This window comes from Streptomyces sp. NPDC002994 (assembly GCF_040611155.1).
Classification (GTDB): domain Bacteria; phylum Actinomycetota; class Actinomycetes; order Streptomycetales; family Streptomycetaceae; genus Streptomyces.
The window spans coordinates 169,821-189,230 of the sequence record NZ_JBEXNQ010000006.1; the positions used below are offsets into that span (position 1 = coordinate 169,821).

At 71.9% G+C, this 19,410-nt stretch carries 17 protein-coding genes; 7 read left to right on the plus strand and 10 right to left on the minus strand.

Annotated features, from left to right (window positions below; translation table 11 throughout):
- Position 1: 1 nt before the first annotated feature.
- Positions 2-2,509 carry a helicase C-terminal domain-containing protein gene (locus ABZX79_RS09890; protein ID WP_355254026.1) on the minus strand — a complete coding sequence of 836 codons (2,508 nt, stop codon included), beginning with the start codon at positions 2,507-2,509 and terminating at the stop codon, positions 2-4.
- An 84-nt stretch (positions 2,510-2,593) separates the two neighbouring features.
- Here ABZX79_RS09890 and ABZX79_RS09895 point away from each other — a divergent pair, with 84 nt between their 5' ends.
- The gene (locus ABZX79_RS09895) at positions 2,594-3,583 is read left to right on the plus strand and encodes a hypothetical protein (protein WP_355254028.1); all 990 of its coding nucleotides are present in this window, start codon (positions 2,594-2,596) and stop codon (positions 3,581-3,583) included.
- A gap of 9 nt (positions 3,584-3,592) precedes the next feature.
- Here ABZX79_RS09895 and ABZX79_RS09900 read toward each other — a convergent pair whose 3' ends face one another.
- The 4 genes from ABZX79_RS09900 to ABZX79_RS09915 are packed head-to-tail and all read right to left on the minus strand — an operon-like array spanning position 3,593 to position 7,642.
- Positions 3,593-4,588 (minus strand): iron-siderophore ABC transporter substrate-binding protein, encoded by a 996-nt coding sequence (locus ABZX79_RS09900; protein ID WP_355254030.1) that lies wholly within the window; start codon positions 4,586-4,588, stop codon positions 3,593-3,595.
- Positions 4,585-5,562, minus strand: coding sequence for an ABC transporter ATP-binding protein (locus ABZX79_RS09905; RefSeq protein WP_355254031.1), 978 nt, complete (start codon positions 5,560-5,562; stop codon positions 4,585-4,587). Before ABZX79_RS09905 ends, ABZX79_RS09900 begins: the two co-directional genes overlap by 4 nt.
- Positions 5,559-6,605, minus strand: a complete 1,047-nt coding sequence (locus ABZX79_RS09910; RefSeq protein WP_355254300.1) for an iron chelate uptake ABC transporter family permease subunit — start codon at positions 6,603-6,605, stop codon at positions 5,559-5,561. The genes ABZX79_RS09905 and ABZX79_RS09910 overlap by 4 nt, the downstream gene beginning before the upstream one ends.
- Positions 6,606-6,616: 11 nt before the next feature.
- Positions 6,617-7,642 carry an iron ABC transporter permease gene (locus ABZX79_RS09915; protein WP_355254302.1) on the minus strand — a complete coding sequence of 342 codons (1,026 nt, stop codon included), beginning with the start codon at positions 7,640-7,642 and terminating at the stop codon, positions 6,617-6,619.
- Between the two features lie 76 nt (positions 7,643-7,718).
- On the opposite strand from ABZX79_RS09915, the gene ABZX79_RS09920 reads away from it, so the two are divergent.
- Positions 7,719-8,351 carry a haloacid dehalogenase-like hydrolase gene (locus tag ABZX79_RS09920; protein ID WP_355254032.1) on the plus strand — a complete coding sequence of 211 codons (633 nt, stop codon included), beginning with the start codon at positions 7,719-7,721 and terminating at the stop codon, positions 8,349-8,351.
- Here the strand turns inward: ABZX79_RS09920 and ABZX79_RS09925 are convergent.
- A complete protein-coding gene (locus ABZX79_RS09925) occupies positions 8,330-8,575 on the minus strand; it encodes a hypothetical protein (protein WP_355254033.1) in 246 nt (81 codons plus the stop codon). The genes ABZX79_RS09920 and ABZX79_RS09925 overlap by 22 nt on opposite strands.
- Before the next feature lie 155 nt (positions 8,576-8,730).
- Between ABZX79_RS09925 and ABZX79_RS09930 the strand changes: the two genes are divergently transcribed.
- Complete coding sequence (locus ABZX79_RS09930; protein WP_028811088.1) at positions 8,731-9,114, plus strand: cold-shock protein; 384 nt, start codon at positions 8,731-8,733, stop codon at positions 9,112-9,114.
- A gap of 148 nt (positions 9,115-9,262) precedes the next feature.
- On the opposite strand, the gene ABZX79_RS09935 is transcribed toward ABZX79_RS09930, so the two are convergent.
- The 4 genes from ABZX79_RS09935 to ABZX79_RS09950 are packed head-to-tail and all read right to left on the minus strand — an operon-like array spanning position 9,263 to position 12,661.
- Complete coding sequence (locus tag ABZX79_RS09935; protein ID WP_355254035.1) at positions 9,263-10,111, minus strand: 1,4-dihydroxy-6-naphthoate synthase; 849 nt, start codon at positions 10,109-10,111, stop codon at positions 9,263-9,265.
- Positions 10,101-10,763: a futalosine hydrolase gene (locus tag ABZX79_RS09940; RefSeq protein WP_355254037.1), complete on the minus strand. Its 663-nt coding sequence runs from the start codon at positions 10,761-10,763 to the stop codon at positions 10,101-10,103. The genes ABZX79_RS09935 and ABZX79_RS09940 overlap by 11 nt, the downstream gene beginning before the upstream one ends.
- A gap of 2 nt (positions 10,764-10,765) precedes the next feature.
- Positions 10,766-11,263 carry a DUF2771 domain-containing protein gene (locus ABZX79_RS09945; RefSeq protein WP_355254039.1) on the minus strand — a complete coding sequence of 166 codons (498 nt, stop codon included), beginning with the start codon at positions 11,261-11,263 and terminating at the stop codon, positions 10,766-10,768.
- 27 nt (positions 11,264-11,290) lie between these two features.
- Positions 11,291-12,661 carry an MFS transporter gene (locus tag ABZX79_RS09950; protein WP_355254041.1) on the minus strand — a complete coding sequence of 457 codons (1,371 nt, stop codon included), beginning with the start codon at positions 12,659-12,661 and terminating at the stop codon, positions 11,291-11,293.
- A 394-nt stretch (positions 12,662-13,055) separates the two neighbouring features.
- On the opposite strand from ABZX79_RS09950, the gene ABZX79_RS09955 reads away from it, so the two are divergent.
- The 4 genes from ABZX79_RS09955 to ABZX79_RS09970 all read left to right on the plus strand — a co-directional run bounded on the left by ABZX79_RS09955 (position 13,056) and on the right by ABZX79_RS09970 (position 19,387).
- Positions 13,056-13,979 carry a DUF3027 domain-containing protein gene (locus ABZX79_RS09955; RefSeq protein WP_355254043.1) on the plus strand — a complete coding sequence of 308 codons (924 nt, stop codon included), beginning with the start codon at positions 13,056-13,058 and terminating at the stop codon, positions 13,977-13,979.
- Positions 13,980-14,320: 341 nt separating this feature from the next.
- Positions 14,321-17,461 carry a molecular chaperone Hsp90 gene (locus tag ABZX79_RS09960; RefSeq protein ID WP_355254045.1) on the plus strand — a complete coding sequence of 1,047 codons (3,141 nt, stop codon included), beginning with the start codon at positions 14,321-14,323 and terminating at the stop codon, positions 17,459-17,461.
- Positions 17,462-17,568: 107 nt separating this feature from the next.
- The gene (locus ABZX79_RS09965; RefSeq protein WP_355254047.1) at positions 17,569-18,399 is read left to right on the plus strand and encodes a DUF5707 domain-containing protein; all 831 of its coding nucleotides are present in this window, start codon (positions 17,569-17,571) and stop codon (positions 18,397-18,399) included.
- 148 nt (positions 18,400-18,547) lie between these two features.
- Complete coding sequence (locus tag ABZX79_RS09970; RefSeq protein WP_355254049.1) at positions 18,548-19,387, plus strand: calcium-binding protein; 840 nt, start codon at positions 18,548-18,550, stop codon at positions 19,385-19,387.
- Positions 19,388-19,410: the final 23 nt, after the last annotated feature.

Here is a 19,410-nt window from a genome sequence, read left to right on the forward strand (position 1 = left end):
GCTAAGGGCTGTCCGCCAGTTCCGCCACCCCCGTGATGCGGTGCAGTGGGTACGTCCGGACTTCGTCCGCCGTGTGGTCGTACGCCGTGACGAAGCCGCCCTCCACCCGTACCGGCGCGATCACCCGCTGGCTCGCCGCGCCGTCCGCGTTGACGTAACCGATCCAGACCGCCGAGCCGGTGAGGGCCGCGGCCTGGACCGTTGCCAGGGTCTCGGCGGACGTCGTGCGCGGCAGCTCGCCCGGCGTGGTGCCCGGAGCAGCCGCCGCCGGGACCTCCTTGCGTACCGCCGTGGACGCCATGTCGCCGGCCCGGATCGCCCGAAGCGCCGCCCCCAGCAGCGTGTCGTCCGGCGTCGGCGGGCCCTCGGGGACCGGGACGGGTGCGGTGCGCGGGGGTGTGCGGTAGGCGTGGGCCCTGGTGATCAGTACGTCTCCGGCCGCCGATTCCGCCGCGGGCGCGAAGCCCATCCCCCGCAGGCCTTCGAGCAGCGTCGCTGGGTCGCTCTGCGCGGCCAGCACCGTCGGGGCGAGGCGTCGCAGGCCCAGCGGCTGCGACCGCTTGTCGGCGAGGATCTCGCCGAGCATCGCGTCGTCGTCGCAGCGTACGTAGGCGGAAGCGGCGCCGACCCGCAGATGCCCGTGCTTCCTCGCCACGTCGTCGATGAGGTAGCTGAGCGGCTGCGGCACTGGCGTACGGCTGTGCTCGGCCAGGAAGGCGTGCAGGTCGGACGCCGCCCGTCCCGCGTCCAGTGCGCGCCGTACGGACGCGGGCGTGAAGCGGTACACCGTCGCCCCGCCCTTCGACTCCACATCGGCGAGTACGTCGAGCGTGTCGGCCAGCGGCCGTCGCAGCGGGCCCGGCGCGACAGCCGTGAGGTCGGCCTGGAGGAGTACGTGGTCCAGCGGCTCCGGAATCAGCGGCGCGAGGAGCGCGGCGGCCTCGGACGCCGCCTCCGCCGACCCCTCCAGCAGCGCCCGGCCGTGGGAGGACAGTGCCCCGCGCCCCGTCATGCCCAGGAGTTCCGCCTCGGTGAGGGTCCACAGCGCGATACGGGACCGCAGGTCGCCGGGGGAGGTGGCGGTGCCCCCGCTCTCGCCGGACGCCCCGGACCCCGCCCCCCGCAGCGGCCGCTCCCACCGCAGCCGCGCCAGCAGCCGCTCCGGCGCCGGCGCGGCGCCTTCCGGGAGCTCGGCCAGGAGGGCGAGGACCCGGCGGCGTACCTCCGGGGCCGCCGAGCGGTCCAGGTCCGGGCCGAGCGCCGCCAGGACGCGGCCCTTCGCGTCCTGGCCGCCGACCAGGCCGGCCGTACGGGTGGCACGCAGCCAGGCGGTGGCGAGGCGGGTCCACTGGTCCTGCGGCGGGAGATCGAGCCATTCGTCGTACGCGGGCGTCGCGGCGTACCGCTCCGAAGTCTCGCCGTCGGGGGCCAGCAGCCCTGCCGCGTAGGCGAGTTCGACCCAGAAGGCGGCCGTGTGCTCGGGCACGTCGAGCGCGGCGGCCGTCCGCTTCAGGTCGCGCACGCTCAGACCGCCGGAGCGCAGGACGGCCGGGCCGCCCTCGTTCCAGTCCTTGAGCAGCTCCTCGATGGTGGCCAGCGCCGTGTACGCCTGGCCGGCCGCCGTGCCGTCCACAACCTGTGGACGGTATTCGTGCGCCGGCACGACGGCGGGCGGCACCGGCTCCACCGCCCGGTGCGCGCGTCCGCCGCGCAGATGCAACGCCGCCTCGCGCGGCAGCACGACCGTACGCAGACTCGTCGGCAGCAGAAGCCCGCGGTCGCGCAGCCAGCGGACGGGCGGCGCCGGGTCCGGGGTCACCTCGCCGTACGGCGGACCCCACACCAGCCGCTCCAGCACCATCAGCGCCTCGGGCGGCGCGGTGTCGAGCAGCTCGGACATGCGGGTGCGGTCGTTGAAGAGCGCGGCGAGGGCCGTCACCGCCGATACCGGGTCGTGGGTGGGCGGCAGGCCTGCCGCCGCCAGGGTCTCCTGCCAGCGCCCCGGCGACATCCCGGCCGTCGCCTCGGCGACCGTCGGGCCGAGGCCGGTGGGGGACGGGTGCGCGGGAGAGGGGGCCAGCAACTCGCGGGCGGTACGCACCAGGCGCAGCCGGTCGTCGGCGCCCCACAGCAGCGCCTGGTCCCGCAGGGTGGCGACGGCCCCCGGCAGCGCCGCCTCGATCGCCGGGTCGCCCTCGTCGCCGGTCATCAGCGCGCGCAGCGCCTCGTACGGAGCCGGGTCGGGTGCCACCGCCAGCGCTTCGGCGCTCTGGAGCGTGAACCGGTCGAGCCGTTCCAGGGCCCGTACGACGGAAGCGCGCGTCGCCGCGCGGGTCGCGAGCTGTGACAAGTCGTTCGGCACGGGCGAGAGCAAGTCGGGCCGGGCACGCAGCAGCGCGGCCAGGGACGCGTCGCCGCGGGTGCGCAGGGCTTCCGCGAGCGTGCGTGGTGGCGTTGCGCCTGATCGTTCGGACACGTGCGCCTCCTGGTTGCGCTCGCCGGTCCCCATCCGCCCCACGGTAGCCGGTGTGGCGCTACCGTCGGTGCAGGCAGTTGGAGGTTGGAGGGTGAGGGGAAGGGGACGGGACCGGCCGTGGGGATCGAGAGCGATCAGCTCGTCTACGACTATCTGAGCCGGGTCGGCGACCTGGCGCAGCAGCACAAGCTGCCCTCAGCTACGCGGATGCGGCTCGTGGCCGGGCTGCGCGACGAGATCGACCGGCAGCGCTCCAAGTTCGGTACGCCCGACTCCCCGGCTGCGGTACGCCGCATCCTGGGCCGGATCGGGTCGCCGGCCGAGTTGGTGGCGGGGGTGGCTTCGGGCGGGGCGTTGCCTGAGCCCGTGGCGGCGCAGCACGTCGTACTGCCGGAGCAGCGTGACAAGTCGAAGGGGCGCGGACTGCGGATTCCGCGGCCCCGCGACCGCGACCGCGGCAGCGACCACGTGGAGCAGTCTGTCGGCGCTTCTCCGCCGCACCTCGCCGGGTCCGACGAACTCGGGCCGCAGGGCAGCGAACCCGACTGGTGGCGCGTCGAACCTGGGCCCTTCGGGCTGGGCGTCTCCGTGCCGGGATTCACCGGCGGCGTGGAGATTCCCGAAATACTCAAGCCACCGCCCGTGGAGGAGGAGGACGGCAAAGACGCCGACGCCGACGCCGGAGAAGATGTGGTCGTCGAGGCGGAAGTCCCCCAGCGGCGCCGCCTGCTGCGCCTGCGGCGTCGTACCGCCGTGCAGCCGGACGCGGTGCGCCCGCCGGTCAGTCTCCTGCTGCTGCTCGCCGCCGGGCTGCTGGTCGTGGGCGCCGTCATCGGCAACTTGATCGCGCTGGGCGGCGGTTGGCTCCTCGCGTACGCCTCGCAGCGCATCAGCCGCGCCCAGGCGAAGTGGGCGGTGCTCGGGCTGCCCGGTCTCGTCGCTCTGGGTGGCTTCGTGTGGCTGTGGGGCCGGACCGAGGGCCGGTGGGGCGAGCCGATCGCGCAGGGCGCGATGGGTGACGCGATTTCGGGCGTGTGGCCCGTGGTCCTGCGGACGGCGGCCGTCGCCTCCGCGCTCTACCTGGTGTGGCGGGCGCGGAGGCGATAGGGGGACTTCTTAGTTGTTGGTGAGGTGGCTCTGCATCTCGTCGAGGATCTTGTCGGCGGCGGTGTAGCCGATGCCCTGGATCCACAGCTCGTCCTCGACGCCGAAGACCTTGTCCGCCTTCGCGGCGGGCATGTTCTTCCACAGGCCGCTGTTCAGCGTCTGCGTCTGCTTGGCCTTCTTCGGGTCGCCGTACGTCGAGTGGAAGACGACGTCGGCGTCGTCGCCCGCGAGGTTGATCTTCTCGGGGCTCACGTCGTACGAGAAGCCGTCCTTCGCCTTGTCGGTGATGGCCGGGCGGCCCAGACCGACGTCGGCCAGGACCGTCGCGATGTAGTTCTGCTTGCCGTAGATGCGGATGTCCGCGCCTTCGATGAAGCGCACCACGTTCACGTTGGTCTTCGCGGCCTTGTCCTTGCCGCCGATCGCTTCGGTGACCTTCGCGGCGTGCGTCGTGTAGGTGGCGACTACCTGCTTTGCCTCGGCCTTTTTGCCGAGCCCGTCGGCGTGGAGCTGGAAGTTCTCCTTCCAGGGGTAGCCGGTGTTCTCCGTCATCACGGTCGGCGCGAGCGCCTTGAGCTCGTCGTACAGAGCGCCGTGGCGCACCTTGCTCGTGAGGATCAGGTCCGGCTTGAGGGCGGCGACGGCCTCCAGGTTGGGGGTCATCATCTCGCCTACGTCCTTGATGCCGGAGACCTTGTCCTTGGGCAGGTAGCTCAGGAAGCCGGGCTCGGCGGTGGTGTGCGTCGCGCCTACCGGCTTCACGCCGAGCGTGATTGCTGAGTCGAGTTCGGCGGTGTCGAGGACTACTACGCGCTGGGGGTTGTTTTTGACCTTCACTTCGCCCATGGCGGTCTTGACCGTGTGGGTCTTGTCTCCGGCCGGTGCGTCGGAGGATGACGGCTTGTCCGAGCTGGAGGAGCCGCAGGCGGAGAGCGCGAGGGCGGCGGTCACGGTGGCGAGGGAGCCGGCGGCGAGGCGGCTGCGGCTGCGGGACGGTTCGGTCATGAGGTGGGTGCCTTTCGGGGTGGCCGGGGGGTAACGGGCGTAGCTGTGGCTTCGGGGTCGGTCCCGCGCTGCGGCGTCTCCTCGGGTGCCGAACGTTCGGGCACTGCCTTTTCTTCGGCGTGGTTGCGTTCGACACCCTGCGGGGAGCGCCCCAGCACGTCCCCTCCTGGCACGTCGGTCCGCGAAACGGGGCTCCACGGTGCGCCGGGGATGACGAGGGGAGAGCCGGTCACCGGGTCCGGGATGACGATCGCGGTGAGGCCGAAGACCTCGCGTACCAGGTCGGCGGTGACGATGTCGGTGGGGTGGCCCTCAGCGACTATGCGGCCCTCCTTCATCGCGACCAGGTGGTCGGCGTACCTGGCCGCCTGGTTGAGGTCGTGGAGGACGGCGACGACCGTGCGGTTTCGGTCGTGGTTGAGCTGGCGTACCAGGTCGAGTACCTCGACTTGGTGGGAGATGTCCAGGTACGTCGTCGGCTCGTCCAGGAGGAGGAGATCCGTTTCCTGGGCCAGTGCCATCGCGATCCATACGCGCTGGCGTTGTCCGCCGGAGAGCGCGTCCACGGGGCGGTCGGCGAGTGCGGTGATGTCGGTGCGCGCCATGGCGTCCGTCACTGCGCGTTCGTCTTCGTCGGACCACTGTTGCCACCAGTGCTGGTGGGGTTGGCGGCCGCGCGCTACCAGGTCGGCGACGGTGATGGCCTCGGGCGCGACGGGGGTCTGGGGGAGCAGGCCGATGGCTTGTGCGATCTTCCTGGTGGGGGTTTTCGACAGTTGCGCGCCGTCCAGGAGCACCGCGCCGCTCTTCGGCTTCAGCAGTCGGCCCAGCGCGCGGAGGGTGGTGGATTTGCCGCACGCGTTCGGGCCGACGATTACGGTCACTTGGCCGTCGGGTACGGCCAGGTCGAGCTCGTGCACGACCGTACGGTCCTCGTAGGCGAGCGTCAGCTCGCGAGCGGTGAGCCTGCTCACGCCTTGCCTCCAGTGCGGCCTTTGATGATCAGCCAGATCAGGTACGGGGCGCCGACCGCTGCCGTCAGCACGCCGACCGGCAGTTCGGTGGGAGAGAGGAGCCGCCGGGCCAGCAGGTCTGCCAGTACGACGATCAGTGCGCCCATGAGCGCCGAGCAGAGGAGCGGGATCTGCGCGGCGCGGGTCATGCGGCGGGCGATTTGCGGTGCCAGCAGGGCTACGAAGTCGACGGGGCCGGCGGTTCCGGTGGCCACGGAGGCGAGCACTACGCCGGTGAAGACCAGGCCGAGGCGCACCCGGCCCAGGCGTACGCCCAATGCCGTCGCGGTGTCGTCGTCCATCGATACCGTGCGCTGGGCGCGGGCGGCCCAGAGCATGGCGGGCAGTAGTGCGAGGAGCGCCCAGGCCAACGGAGCCGCCTCGTCCCAGCCGCGGCCGTTCAGGGAGCCGGTCATCCAGATCTGCGCCTGCTGGGCGACGAGATAGTCGCCCTTGGTCAGGAAGAGGTGGGTGATGGAGCGCAGGGCGATCGCGAAGCCGATGCCGATCAGTACGAAACGAGTGGCGTGCAGGCCGCCGCGCCAGGCGAAGGCGTAGACGAGAGCGGAGGCCAGGACGCCGCCCAGGACGGAGAGGTACGGGAGTACGGCGTACGACGTGATCCCGAAGGTCATCGCGCCTACCGTGAGCGCGCTCGCGCCCTGGCTGATGCCGATGATGTCGGGACTGGCGAGGGGGTTGCGTGCGACGGTCTGGATGAGTGCACCCGCCACGCCGAACGCGGCACCGACCAGCAGGCCGACGGTCATGCGGGGCAGGCGCAGTGTGCCGACTACCAGTTCGTTCGCCGACGGCTGTCCGAAGAGCACCTTCAGGACTTCGGTGGGCGGGACGTAGCTCTCGCCGGTGCAGAGGTACGCGACGCAGGCGGCGGCCAGCGCGAGTGCGAGCCCCCCGGCGATTACGGCGGCCCGCCGGTGCAGCAGGAACCGCCCCTGCCCGACGCGGACGAGTGCGTAACCCGCCGGCCGGACCCCGGCCATGGCGTCGCTGGTCACGCCGGCACCGCCTTTCGTCGTACGAGGGCGACCAGGAACGGCACACCGATCAGTGCTGTCATCACGCCCGCGGGTACTTCGCTCGGCGGGAAGACGACCCGCCCGACGACGTCCGACACCAGCAGCATCACGGGGCCGATCAGCGCCGCCATCGGCAGCACCCACCGGTGGTCGCTGCCCACGATCGCCCGCGCGATGTGCGGGACCGCGAGCCCGACGAAGGCGATCGGGCCGGCCGCCGCGACGCCCGCGCCGGTCAGGATCGTCGCGCCGATGCCGCCGACGATCCGTACGGTCGCGATGTTTTGGCCAAGGCCCTTCGCGACGTCCTCACCGAGCGCGAGTGCGTCCAGGCCGCGCGCCACGGCGAGTACGAGAACGACTCCCAGGAGCAGGAAGGGCCAGATCTGGCCTACGACCTGCGCGTCACGGCCGGCCACGGAACCGACCTGCCAGAAGCGGAACTCGTCGAGCGCGGCTGCTTGGGTGGTCAGGACCGCCATCGTGACGGAGGCGAGAAGTGCGTTGATCGCGGCCCCGCCCAGCGCGAGTTTCACCGGGGTCGCGCCGCCGCGCCCGCTCGCCGCGATGGCGTACACCGCGACCGAGGCGAGCGCCGCGCCCGCGAAGGCGAACCAGACGTATCCGGAGAGCGAATGGATTCCGGCGAAGGCGATCGCCAGGACCACGCCCACTGAGGCGCCTTGGCTGATTCCGAGGATCCCTGGGTCGGCGATGGGGTTACGGGTGATGCCCTGGAGGGCGGTCCCGGCCAGTGCTAGGGCGACGCCGACCATCAGACCGATCAGCGTGCGCGGCACCCGCATGGTGCGTACGACTTCGGCCGCGTCGCTGTGGTCGTTGTGCAGCAGTACGTCGAAGACCTCGGACGGCGCGATGGAACGCGCCCCGACGGCGAGGCTGAGGAGGACGGACAGCAGCAGGGCGGCGACGGCGACGGCCGTCCAGCCGATGCGGCGGGTCACCAGCGCGCGTCTGGAGTGGCTGGTGGCGGCTCGCATCTGACCCATTCCGCGTCCGGAGGTTGGTAAGGCTTGGCTAAGTGTACGGGTGGGCGTTGAGGCCCCCGCAGGCACAATGGCCTGCATGCCTACGCTCCCGCTGACGGTCGGCTTCGACCTCGACATGACGCTCATCGACTCCCGGCCCGGCATCAAGGCCGCCTACGAGGCGCTCGCCGCCGAGACCGGTGCGTACATCGACGCCGACCTGGCGATCACCCGGCTCGGTCCGCCGCTGGAGCAGGAATTGGCGCACTGGTTCCCGGAGGGGCGTATTCAGGAGATGGGCGACCGCTACCGCGAGATCTATCCGACGTACGCGATCACGCCAACTCCCGCGCTGCCCGGCGCCCGCGAGGCGGTGGCCGCGGTACGGGCGGCGGGTGGCCGGGCCATCGTCGTCACGGCCAAGCACGAGCCGAACGCCAAGCTCCACCTCGCGCACCTCGGCATCGAGCCGGACGCGGTCATCGGCTGGCTGTGGGCGGAGGCCAAGGCGGAGGCGTTGCGCGAGTACGGCGCCTCGGTGTACGTCGGGGATCACGTCGGTGACGTACGCGGCGCGCAGGCGGCGGACGCCCTGTCCGTCGCCGTGCCGACCGGGCCGTGCGATGCGGCTGAGCTGCGGAAAGCCGGTGCGGACGTGGTCCTGGCGGACCTCACGGCCTTCCCGGCCTGGCTCCGTGCCTACTGCGCGGAACGTGCCTGACGGCGCTGCGCGGCGATCGACCTGAGCACTCCGGCGGCGGCGATCACGAAGCCGACGCCCATGAGCATGCAGACGGCGTACGCGATCGGGGGGAAGGGCTCGGTGCCGAGGAAGAGCGGGGCCACAGTGACCAGTGTGGCCAGTGCGCCGACGAAGAAGACGATCGCGCCGGTACGTACCAGCCGGTCACCGGCGCCGGCCTCGGCCGATTGGGTTTCAGTCATCACCCGCTCAGGGTAGTTCCCTGCCCGGAGGAACCGCCCGGCGACGTCTTGTCACCAGCCCCTGGACCATTAGCCTTGGTGGTGGCGGGTCCTACGACCCGCTGTAGTGCTATCCAGAGCCGTTTTCACCGACAAGTACGAGGACGAGGACAGACGTGCCTACCGGCAAGGTCAAGTGGTTCAACAGTGAGAAGGGCTTCGGCTTTCTCTCCCGCGACGACGGCGGCGACGTCTTCGTTCACTCGTCGGTGCTCCCTGCCGGAGTCGACGCCCTGAAGCCCGGCCAGCGTGTCGAATTCGGCGTCGTTGCGGGACAGCGCGGCGACCAGGCGCTTTCGGTGACCATCCTCGACCCGACCCCGTCCGTCGCTGCCGCGCAGCGCCGCAAGCCCGACGAACTGGCGTCGATCGTCCAGGACCTGACGACGCTTCTGGAAAACATCACCCCGGCGCTGGAACGCGGCCGCTACCCGGACAAGGCGGCGGGCGCGAAGATCGCCGGCCTGTTGCGCGCGGTGGCCGACCAGCTGGACGTGTAACCCCTTTTTCGTCCTCAAACGCCGGAGGGGCTGGGTGGGTGCGGGAGCATTTCCAGCCCGTCCGGCGTTTGAGGACACGCTCGCAGGGCGTCTGTGTTGACTGGGGGCTGGGGGCTTCCCCCAGTCTCGGGAAGGGGCGGGGTGGGGGCTAAAAGAACTCCAGCGCACCGCTGCCGAGCGGCGGAACCAGGCCCTCGGCAGCGGCACGCGTGAGAAGTCCACGCACCGCCGCGTAACCGCTCTCGCCCAGATCCGCCGTGAACTCGTTCACGTACAGCCCGATGTGCTGATCAGCCACCGCCGGATCCATCTCCTGCGCGTGCTCCAGCACATACGGCCGCGACACCAGCGGATCGTCCCAGGCCATCCGCACCGACTCCCGCGCCGCCTCCGCCAGCCCCCGCAGCCGCTCCGCGCCCAGCGAGCGCTTGGCGATGATCGCGCCCAGGGGGATCGGGAGGCCGGTTGTGTCCTCCCAGTGGTGGCCCATGTCGGCCAGCGAATGCAGCCCGTAGTCCTGGTAGGTGAAGCGCGCCTCGTGGATGACGAGCCCCGCGTCGACCTTGCCGTCGCGCACCGCCGGCATGATCTCGTGGAACGGCATGACGACGACCTCGCCGACCCCGCCCGGCACGACATCCGCCGCCCACAGCCGGAACAGCAGATACGCCGTCGAGCGCTCGCTCGGCACCGCGACCCGCTTCCCCGTGAGGTCGACCCCGGCCTCCCGCGTCAGCACCAGCGGCCCGCAGCCCCGCCCGAGCGCCCCGCCGCACGGCAGCAGCGCGTACTCCTCCAGGACCCACGGCAGCACGGCGTACGAGACCTTCAGTACGTCGAACTCCCCGCGCTCGGCCATCCCGTTGGTGATGTCGATGTCCGCGAAGGTCACATCGAGCGCGGGCGCCCCCGGCACGCGGCCGTGCGCCCAGGCGTCGAAGACGAAGGTGTCGTTGGGGCAGGGCGAGTAAGCGATCTTCAGCGTCTCAGCGGTCATTTCCATCCCAACCTTCCAGTACGGGCACGAGCTTCCCGAACGCCCCGGTGAGCGCCTCCAGCGCCTCCCCGATGCGCCAGGCCGCCCGGTCGCGGGGCCCCACGGCGTTCGACACCGCACGGATCTCCAGCACCGGCACGCCGTGCTGGGCGGCGGCCTCGGCGACCCCGAACCCCTCCATCGCCTCGGCGGCGGCGTACGCGTGCCGGGCGCGCAGCTCGGCGGTGCGGGCGGCGGTCCCCGTCACGGTGGAGACGGTCAGCACGGTGCCGGTGACCGCCCCGGTCGCGTCGGCCACGGCCCGTACGAGAGCGGCGGGCGGCAGGTGTTCCACGGCGCCGAAGCCGAGAGCGGTGACCGGGAGGTAGCCGTCGGGGGTCTCGGCACCCAGATCGGCGGCGACGATCGCGTCGGCGACGACGAGCGAGCCGAGCGGGGCCACGGGGTCGAACCCGCCGCCGATACCCGCCGAGATCACCAGCCCGTACGGGCGGTTCGCAGACACCAGCGCCAGCGCGGTGGCCGTCCCGGCGGCAGCGGCGGCGGGCCCGACTCCGGCGGCGACGACATCGACGTCGGTGGAAGCACCCGTAAACGCGCGCGTGACCGCGTCCCGCTCTGCGGGAACCGCGGTCACGACCAGTACGCGCATCGTCAGGAGGTCTTCTCCAGCTTGAAGTGCCAGATGCCGGTGAGCTTCTTGCCCTTCGTCTCGACGACGCTGACCTGCGCCTCGTCGGGGCTCGGCGCGCCCGGCTGCTGCTGCTGTTGCTGCTGGGCGAAGAAGGCGCTGCCCGGAATGGTCCGGTACGTCTTCTTGAACGGCTCCTGCTCGGCCTGCTGGCCGTTGATGAAGAGCGTCCAGCCCTTGTCGGCGATCTCGGGGTCGACGCCGAAGCGGACCTTGTCGTCCATGGAGACCTTGACGGTCTTCTCGGCCTTCTTGTTCAGGCAGCCCTGGAGCAGGGATTCCTTGATCGGGGAGCCGTCGTTGTAGCACGAGGCCTCGGTGTTCACCGAGTTCGTGCCGACCGTCACGGTCGCGAGCGGCGTCGGCTTGTCGCAGGCGGACAGGACGAGGAGTCCGGCCGACACGGCACCGATCACGGTGGCGGTGCGGCGGGCCTTACCAGAGAGGAGCGCAACGGTCATGGGGCGAAGGCTATCGCCCGCTCGGCCTCACGCGACGCGGGGGTGCGGCGTGCCGCGCCGGGCCGCACTCAGGAGGCCCCGTACGGACAGGGCCGCACCCGTGGCGAGGAGGCCGGCGGCGACCGCCAGGCCGAGGGAGCCGTTCAGCGGCAGGGAGATACCGATGGCGCCGCCCACCACCCAGGCCATCTGGAGCAGCGTCTCGGAGCGCGCGAACGCCGACGTACGCACCTCCTCGGGCACGTCCCGCTGGATCAGCGCGTCCAGCGACAGCTTGGCCAGCGCCTGGCACAGGCCCGCCGTCGCGCCCAGCACCGCCACCATCAGTCCGCCGAAGAACAGGGCCGCGCCGACGGCCACGCCCAGCGTGAGCATCAGCACCGTCGCGATGATCACCTCGGGGCCACGGGCCTTGAGCCAGGCGCCGATGGCCGTACCGCAGGCGTTGCCCACGCCGGCCGAGACGCCGACGATCGCGAGGGACACGGCCGCGCTCTGTCCGGAGAGCGGATGCTCGCGGATCAGGAACGCCAGGAAGAAGATCAGGAAGCCGGAGAGCATGCGGTGCGCCGCGTTGGCCTGGAGACCGTGCAGTACGGAGGGGCCGACGGTCCGCAGGCCGGGACGGCGCGGCCCTTTCCCGTGTCCGTGCCGGAGCGCGTGTTCCAGCAGCATGGCCTTCCGCTCGCCCTTCGCGGAGTCCACCTTGTGCGGCATCGTGAAGGCCAGGACCGTACCGGCGATGAACAGCGCGCACGCCCCGTACAGCGGCCACGCCGGACCGATCTGCTGCAGGCCGACCCCGATCGGCGCGGCCGCGCCCGTCGCGAGCAACCCGGCCAGGGTCACCCGAGAGTTCGCCTTCACGAGGGAGAAGCGGGGCGGGAGGAGGCGCGGGACGACGGCGCTCCGTACGACGCCGTACGCCTTCGAAGACACCAATACGCCCAGGGCCGCCGGATAGAGCTCCAGTCCGCCCGTCGCCACCACGCCCGACATCGCGAGTGCGAGCAGCGCGCGGGCGAGCATCGCGCCGGCCATCGCGGCGCGGCGGCCGTGCGGGATCCGGTCCAGGAGCGGGCCGATCACAGGCGCGAGGAGAGTGAAGGGCGCCATGGTGACGGCGAGATAGAGGGCCACACGGCCCCGCGCCTCGTCCGTGGGTACGGAGAAGAAAACGGTGGAGGCGAGGGCGACCGTGACCATGACGTCGCCCGCGCCGTTGACGGCGTGCAGCTCGATCAGCTTGCCGAGACCCGACTCGCCCGCGCCGTGCGCGTGCGTGGCGCGGCGGATTCCCTTCGCCGTACCAGTGAAGGGCAGGTGGAGGGCACGGCCGACCGCCCGGCCCTTCCTGCTCAGTGGACCGGATCCGTCAGACGACTTTGCGGCAGCCACTCCGCCATAGTGCCCCAAGCCTCCCCGGGTCGAACGGGAAACGTGGCGGACGGCGCAGGTGAACCACCACTCCGGGCATTTGGGACGCTCTGCCGACTCTCTGCGGCTTTCTCGCGGGCCTTCCCGTCCTAAAGACGGGCGTGCAGGTGGGCCGGGGGCGGCGGAGGGGGTAGCGTGCGTAGCGCGCCACCGGCGGTTGTCCTCGGCCGCGCGCCTCTCCGTCATCCCGCAGAATGGGTGTTGGAAAGTGCGCCCGAGACCGAGACCAGGTCGGGCGCGGACGTCGACGCGGCCCTTTGGTCCGCTCCGCCCGCAGCTCGCACCTCGTATCTCGTACCTCGTACGGGCATCCGTTGGCGCACCCGTGAGACGGCGTAGGAGAGAAGCGAGACCTGTGAGTGCTGCGACGACGCGAAGCCGAACCCCTGACCGCCTGTGCGCCGAGGCGGTAGACCTTGCCCGCAGGGCGGCCGAGGAGGCCGCCTTTCCCGGGGTGGTCGGCGAGCATGTCTCCCTCTTCGCGGAGGGTGACCGGGTGGTCACCCACCTCTTCGAATGCAAGGAGCCCGGCTACCGGGGCTGGCGCTGGGCGGTGACGGTCACCCGCGCGTCGCGGGCCAAGCTGGTCACCCTCAACGAGACGGTGCTGCTGCCGGGGCCGGATTCGCTGCTGGCGCCCGAGTGGGTGCCGTGGAGTGAGCGACTGCGCCCGGGCGACATGGGTCCCGGCGACCTGCTCCCCACCGAGGCGGAGGATCTGCGCCTGGAGCCCGGCTACACGGGCGAGGACGCGCCGCCGCCGGACTCGGCCGTCTCGGAGGAGATGGCGGAGCTCGTCGAGGCGGAGGACGCCGAGGTCATGAACGGGCCGCCGGCGAGGTTGCCGCTGGTTCCTTCGCGGGGTTCGATCGCGGCGGTGGCCGAAGAGCTCGGGATGCGGCGGGCGCGTGTCCTGTCGCGGTACGGGCTGCACATCGCGGCGGACCGCTGGGACGAGGCGTACGGCGCGAAGACCCCGATGGCGCAGGCAGCGCCGGCGACCTGTGTCTCATGTGCGTTCCTCGTCCCGCTGGCAGGGTCGCTGCGGCAGGCGTTCGGTGTCTGCGCGAACGAGTTCTCGCCGGCGGACGGGCGGGTCGTTTCGCTCGCCTATGGCTGTGGCGGGCATTCGGAGGCGGCGGTCATGCCGAAGCCGTTGCGGCCTGCGCCGCCGGTGCTGGACTCCATGGCCACGGACGCGTTTCCGCTCCGCCCCGACCCGGAGGGCGGCTCGGTCCCGGCGATCCCGGACCCGACGGAGGACCTGGGCCACTCCTGAGGCCCCGGGCCCCGCGGTGGGCGGTGCCGAACTGGGGCGCTGCCCCAGACCCCGCTCCTCAAGCGCCGGAGGGGCTGAGAGTTGCCGCTGCGCGGCAAATCCAGCCCGTCCGGCGCTTGAGGACACGCCCGAAGGGCGTCTGCGTGGGCTGCGGGGGCTGGGGGCTTGCCCCCAGTTCGGGAAGGGGCGGGTCGGGGAAAGCCCAGCGCAGCGACCCGGCCAGGCGGGTAGCCGCCGCAGGGCCGTTCGCGCGCGATACTTGCGCCCCGTAGACGCGGGTAGGCGTCATTGGCGATCAGCCACGGCCAGCGAGCCGTACCTCAGGACGAGCGGAGACAAGCGTGAGCGTCAGGGCCACCGACGAGGCCGACCCCTTCGGGACCGCGCGGCTGCGGCGCGGCGTGCTCGACGCGTGGAGCGCGAGCCCCGCCCGCTTCCGCGAGGACGCCAACGCCGAGGAGGACCTCGCCCTCGGCGGCTACCGCGACCGCCTGGTCGTCGAGCTCGCCCAGAACGCCGCCGACGCCGCCGCCCGCGCCGGCGTGACCGGCCGCCTGCGCCTCACCCTGCACGCCGCCACCGCCGACGCCCCCGCGATCCTCGCCGCCGCCAACACCGGCGCCCCCCTCGACGCCGCCGGCGTCGAATCGCTCAGCACACTGCGCGCATCCGCCAAGCGCGAAGAAAAAGTCGGCGCCGTCGGCCGCTTCGGTGTCGGCTTCGCCGCCGTTCTCGCCGTCAGCGACGAGCCCGCCGTCCTCGGCCGCCACGGCGGAGTCCGCTGGTCCCTGGCCGAGGCCAGGGAACTGGCCGTGGACGCCGCCCAGACCGCCCCCGGCCTCGGCGAAGAACTGCGCCGCCGCGACGGCCACGTGCCCCTCCTGCGGCTCCCGCTCCCGGCGGAAGGCTCCGCCCCCGCCGGCTACGACACCGTCGTCGTCCTGCCCCTGCGCGACGGCGGCGCCGTGGACCTCGCGCAGCACCTGCTCGACGCCATCGACGACGCGCTGCTGCTCACGCTGCCCGGCCTCGCCGAGATCGTCGTCGAGACCCCGGACGGCGCCACCCGTACGCTCACGCGCGCCGAGCAGGACGCGTACGTGCACATCGACGACACCGTGGGCACCACCACCCGGACCACCACCCGCACCACCCGCTGGCGCACCGTCACCCGCTCCGGCGCCCTGCAGCCCGCCCTCCTCGCCGACCGGCCCGTCGAGGAGCGCCTGCGCCCCCACTGGGCCGTCACCTGGGCCGTCCCGGTGGACAGCGAGGGCGCGCCGCAGCGGCCCACCACCGCGCCCGTCGTGCACGCCCCGACGCCGACCGACGAACCCCTCGGCGTACCCGCACTCCTCATCGCCTCGCTGCCGCTCGACACCACCCGCCGCCACCCCGCGCCCGGCCCGCTCACCGACTTCCTCGTGCAGCGCGCCGCCGACGCGTACGCCGAACTGCTCGGCGACTGGGAGCCCGTCTCCACCGGGACCGTCGACCTCGTGCCGGGCCCGCTCGGCAAGGGGGAGCTGGACGGCGCCCTGCGCGCCGCCGTCATCGAGCGGCTGCCCCGCGTCGCCTTCCTCGCCCCGGCCGCACCGTCCGAGGAACTCACCGCCCTGCGGCCCTTCGAGGCGGAGGTCGTCGAGGGCGCGGGCGCCGACACCGTCCGTGTCATGGCCGAAGTGCTGCCGACCCTGCTGCCCGCCGGCCTCGAACGCCGCGCCGAGCTGCGCACCCTCGGCGTCGGCCGCCTCCCGCTCGGCGACGCGATCGAGCGCCTCGCGGGCGCCGAGCGCGAGCCGTCCTGGTGGCGGCGGCTGTACGAGTCCCTGGCGGGCGTAGACCCGGACCGCCTGTCCGGGCTGCCGGTTCCGCTGGCAAGCGGCCGTACGGTCATCGGTCCCCGCCAGGTGCTCCTGCCCCTGGCCGGCGACGCGGACGCCGCCGCCGCCGAGCAGCTCGCCCGCCTCGGTCTCAAGGTCGCCCACCCCGACGCCACCCATCCCCTCCTCGAAAAGCTCGGCGCGCTCCCCGCCACCCCCCGCGCCGTCCTGACCACCCCTCAGGTCAGGGCCGCCGTCGCCGCCTCCATGGACGAGGGGGGCATGGTCTGGGACGAGGACGCCCCGGACGCCGAGGAGCTGGCGGAAACCGTCCTGGCCCTCGTACGGGACGCCGACCTGTCGCCCGGCGACGAGCCCTGGCTCGGCGCCCTCGCCCTCCCCGACGAGGACGGCGAGCTCTCGCCCGCCGGCGAACTCGTCCTGCCCGGCAGCCCGTTCGCCCAGATCATGCGCGAGGACGAACTGGCCCTGTGCGACGCCGAGCTGGCCGACCGCTGGGGCGAGCAGCCGCTCACCGCCTGCGGTGTCCTGGCCACGTTCGCGCTCGTACGCACCACCGACATCGTCCTCGACCCCGACGAATTCGAGCCGCGCGACGGTGACTTCGCCGAGCCCGACGACGCCGGGCTGCTCGACGCCGTGGACGTGTGGTGCGAGGACATCCTCGACCAGCTGCCGGAGACCTCGGTGCCGCCGGTCGCCACCGAGATCGTCGCCGTACGGGACCTGGACCTGGTCGACGACGACAAGTGGCCGCAGGCCCTCGCGCTGCTCGCGCAGCCGCCGTTGCGGGACGCGCTGACCCAGCCCGTGCGCGTACTGCTGCCCGACGGCACGACGCAGTCCGTACGCCCGTACACCGCGTGGTGGCTGCGCGACCACCCCGTGCTCGACGGCCGCCGCCCGGCCGGTCTGCGTTCGGCGGGCGGCGACCCGCTCCTCGAAGGGCTCTACACCTCCGCCAACGCGACCGGTTTCGACGACGAGCAGGTGCTGAGGGCGCTCGGCGTACGGACGTCCGTCGCGGCGCTGCTGGACGAGCCCGGCGGCGCCGCGGAGCTCCTCGGCCGCCTCGCGGACCCGGAGCGTACGGTCACCGCGCCCCAACTCCACGCGCTGTACGGCGCGCTGGCCGACCTCGACCCCGAGCAGGTCACCCTCCCCGACGAGCTGCGCGCGGTCGTGGACGGCGAGGTGCGGGTGGTCGACGCGGCGGACGCGGTGGTCACGGACGCCCCCGACCTGCTGCCGCTCACCTCGGGGCTGCCGCTGCTGCCGGTGGCCCCGTCCAGGGCCGCCGACCTGGCGGAGCTCCTTCAGGTACGCCGCCTCAGCGAGTCGGCGGAGGCCGAGGTGACGTCCGAGGGTGTGGAACGAGAGGTTCCGGAAGCGGTACGGGTCCTGCTCGGTGCCGGCACCCCGGCGACGTATATCGAACATGAAGAGCTTCTCGCGGGCGGAGTCGAGCTGGACTGGCGCCGCACGCCCGACGGTGTCGTCCACGCGGCCACCCTGGAGGGTGTGGCGGCGGGTCTTGCCTGGTCGGCGGGCCAGTGGCCGCGCCGATTCGAGGTGGCGGCACTGATCGAAGACCCCTCGCGGACGGAAGAATTGGCGCGGGATCGCTGGTTCGACTGATTTTATTGTTTACGAACTCTCCGCAGGCTACCTACACTTCGTTCGACACTCCAGATCCCGCCGGGGGGAAACGCGGCGGGGTCGCATTCATGTGGGGACGTACATACATGCGCATTCGTGCCACTGTGGCTGCCGTTTCGGGCGCCCTGGCTCTGTCCGCCTTCGCTGTCCCGGTCGCTCAGGCCGAGGACTCCCCGAAGGCGGGCAGCCTGTCGGCCTCCGGCCGACAGGCCCCTGCCGACGAGATCGTCGGCGACACCACGATCTCCAACGTCGTCGTCAACGGCGGCAAGGACATCGTTCTCGGCACCACGGCAGCCAAGACCATCACGGTCTCGCTGACCGCGACCGACCCGGCCGGTATCGAGGACGCGTACATCGACCTCTGGCACGGCGCGTCGGTCGACGACCCCGACGGCTGGCTCCTCCCGAACGAGGACGTGGCCACCTGCACGGCGTCCAGCGCCACGACGTCGACGTGCAAGCTCACGATCACGGTCGACCCGCAGCTCGACCTGTACAAGAACTCCCTCGCGGGGACTTGGAAGGTCACGGCCGCCGCCTTCGGCAAGGACGGCGACATGATGTGGAAGGACGCGTACAAGACGCACCGCGTCCAGCGCGCCTCGACCCTGACGGTCAACGCTTCTCCCGAGCCGGTCGTCAAGGGCAAGACCATCACGGTCACGGGCAAGCTGGCCCGCGCCAACTGGGAGACCTCCACCTACGCGGGCTACTCCGCCCAGCCGGTGAAGCTCCAGTTCCGTAAGGCCGGCACCACCACGTACACCACCGTCAAGACGGTGAACACGAACAGCACCGGCAACCTGTCGACGACCGTCACCGCGGCGTCCGACGGTTACTGGCGCTGGTCGTTCGCGGGTACGTCCACCACCCCCGCGGTCTCCGCGGCCGGTGACTACCTCGACGTGCGCTAAGCACTGATCGAGCAGCACTGAAACAACCGGCGGCCGCCCCGGAGCCAGCTCGGCTCAAGGCGGCCGCCGTCTCTTGCTCAACCGAGCATTCCAAGATCCCGCCGGGGGGAAAACACGGCGGGGTCGCATAAAAAACATGGGGACTTTCATGCGCATTCGTACCACTGTGGCTGCCGTTTCCGGCGCCCTGGCTCTCTCCGCCTTCGCCGTACCGGCCGCCCAGGCCGACTACGAGCCCAAGCCGGCCTCCGACCGCGCGGCGGCCTTCGCCGCCCAGGCGCCGGCCGACGAGATCGAAGGCGACACCCGCATCACGAAGGTGGTCGTCAACGGCGGCAAGGCTCTCTCGCTCGGCACCACGGCGAAGAAGACCATCACCGCCGAGGTCACCGCGACCGACGCCGAGAACATCTACGAGATCCACTCGTTCCTGTGGAACGGTCCGGGCGACAAGCCCGAGGAAGACGCCATCGGCTTCTTCGGTCCTGACAACCCGACCGGCACCTGCACCGTGGTCAACGCGACGACGACCACGTGCAAGTACAGCATCGAGATCGACCCGGCGGGCATGGAGAACAAGATCGCCGGCACCTGGAAGCTGTGGGCCTCGGCCATCGGCAACGACGGTGACTCCCACACGAACGGTGTCGCCGGTACGACGAAGATCCTGCGCGCCTCGACGCTGACGGCCAACGCCTCCCCGGAGCCGGTCGTGAAGGGCAAGACCATCACGATCACGGGCAAGCTGGCCCGCGCCAACTGGGACACCGGCGTCTACGCCGGCTACTCGGCCCAGCCGGCGAAGCTCCAGTTCCGCAAGGCCGGCACCACCACGTACACCACCGTCAAGACGGTGAACACGAACAGCACCGGCAACCTGAGCACCACCGTCACCGCCGCCTCGGACGGCTACTGGCGCTGGAGCTTCGCGGGTTCGTCGACGACCGCCCCGGTCACGGCCGCCGGCGACTACCTCGACGTGCGCTAAGCAACTGAGCAGCTAAGCACCCG

What these genes read in the sequence shown, in the direction of transcription:
- ABZX79_RS09890 (WP_355254026.1), bottom strand. Translation starts at nt 2,509, where the DNA reads ATGGGGACCGGCGAGCGCAACCAGGAGGCGCACGTGTCCGAACGATCA.
- ABZX79_RS09900 (WP_355254030.1), bottom strand. Translation starts at nt 4,588, where the DNA reads ATGACCGAACCGTCCCGCAGCCGCAGCCGCCTCGCCGCCGGCTCCCTC.
- ABZX79_RS09910 (WP_355254300.1), bottom strand. Translation starts at nt 6,605, where the DNA reads ATGGCCGGGGTCCGGCCGGCGGGTTACGCACTCGTCCGCGTCGGGCAG.
- ABZX79_RS09915 (WP_355254302.1), bottom strand. Translation starts at nt 7,642, where the DNA reads ATGCGAGCCGCCACCAGCCACTCCAGACGCGCGCTGGTGACCCGCCGC.
- ABZX79_RS09920 (WP_355254032.1), top strand. Translation starts at nt 7,719, where the DNA reads ATGGCCTGCATGCCTACGCTCCCGCTGACGGTCGGCTTCGACCTCGAC.
- ABZX79_RS09925 (WP_355254033.1), bottom strand. Translation starts at nt 8,575, where the DNA reads ATGACTGAAACCCAATCGGCCGAGGCCGGCGCCGGTGACCGGCTGGTA.
- ABZX79_RS09935 (WP_355254035.1), bottom strand. Translation starts at nt 10,111, where the DNA reads ATGACCGCTGAGACGCTGAAGATCGCTTACTCGCCCTGCCCCAACGAC.
- ABZX79_RS09940 (WP_355254037.1), bottom strand. Translation starts at nt 10,763, where the DNA reads ATGCGCGTACTGGTCGTGACCGCGGTTCCCGCAGAGCGGGACGCGGTC.
- ABZX79_RS09945 (WP_355254039.1), bottom strand. Translation starts at nt 11,263, where the DNA reads ATGACCGTTGCGCTCCTCTCTGGTAAGGCCCGCCGCACCGCCACCGTG.
- ABZX79_RS09965 (WP_355254047.1), top strand. Translation starts at nt 17,569, where the DNA reads ATGCGCATTCGTGCCACTGTGGCTGCCGTTTCGGGCGCCCTGGCTCTG.
- ABZX79_RS09970 (WP_355254049.1), top strand. Translation starts at nt 18,548, where the DNA reads ATGCGCATTCGTACCACTGTGGCTGCCGTTTCCGGCGCCCTGGCTCTC.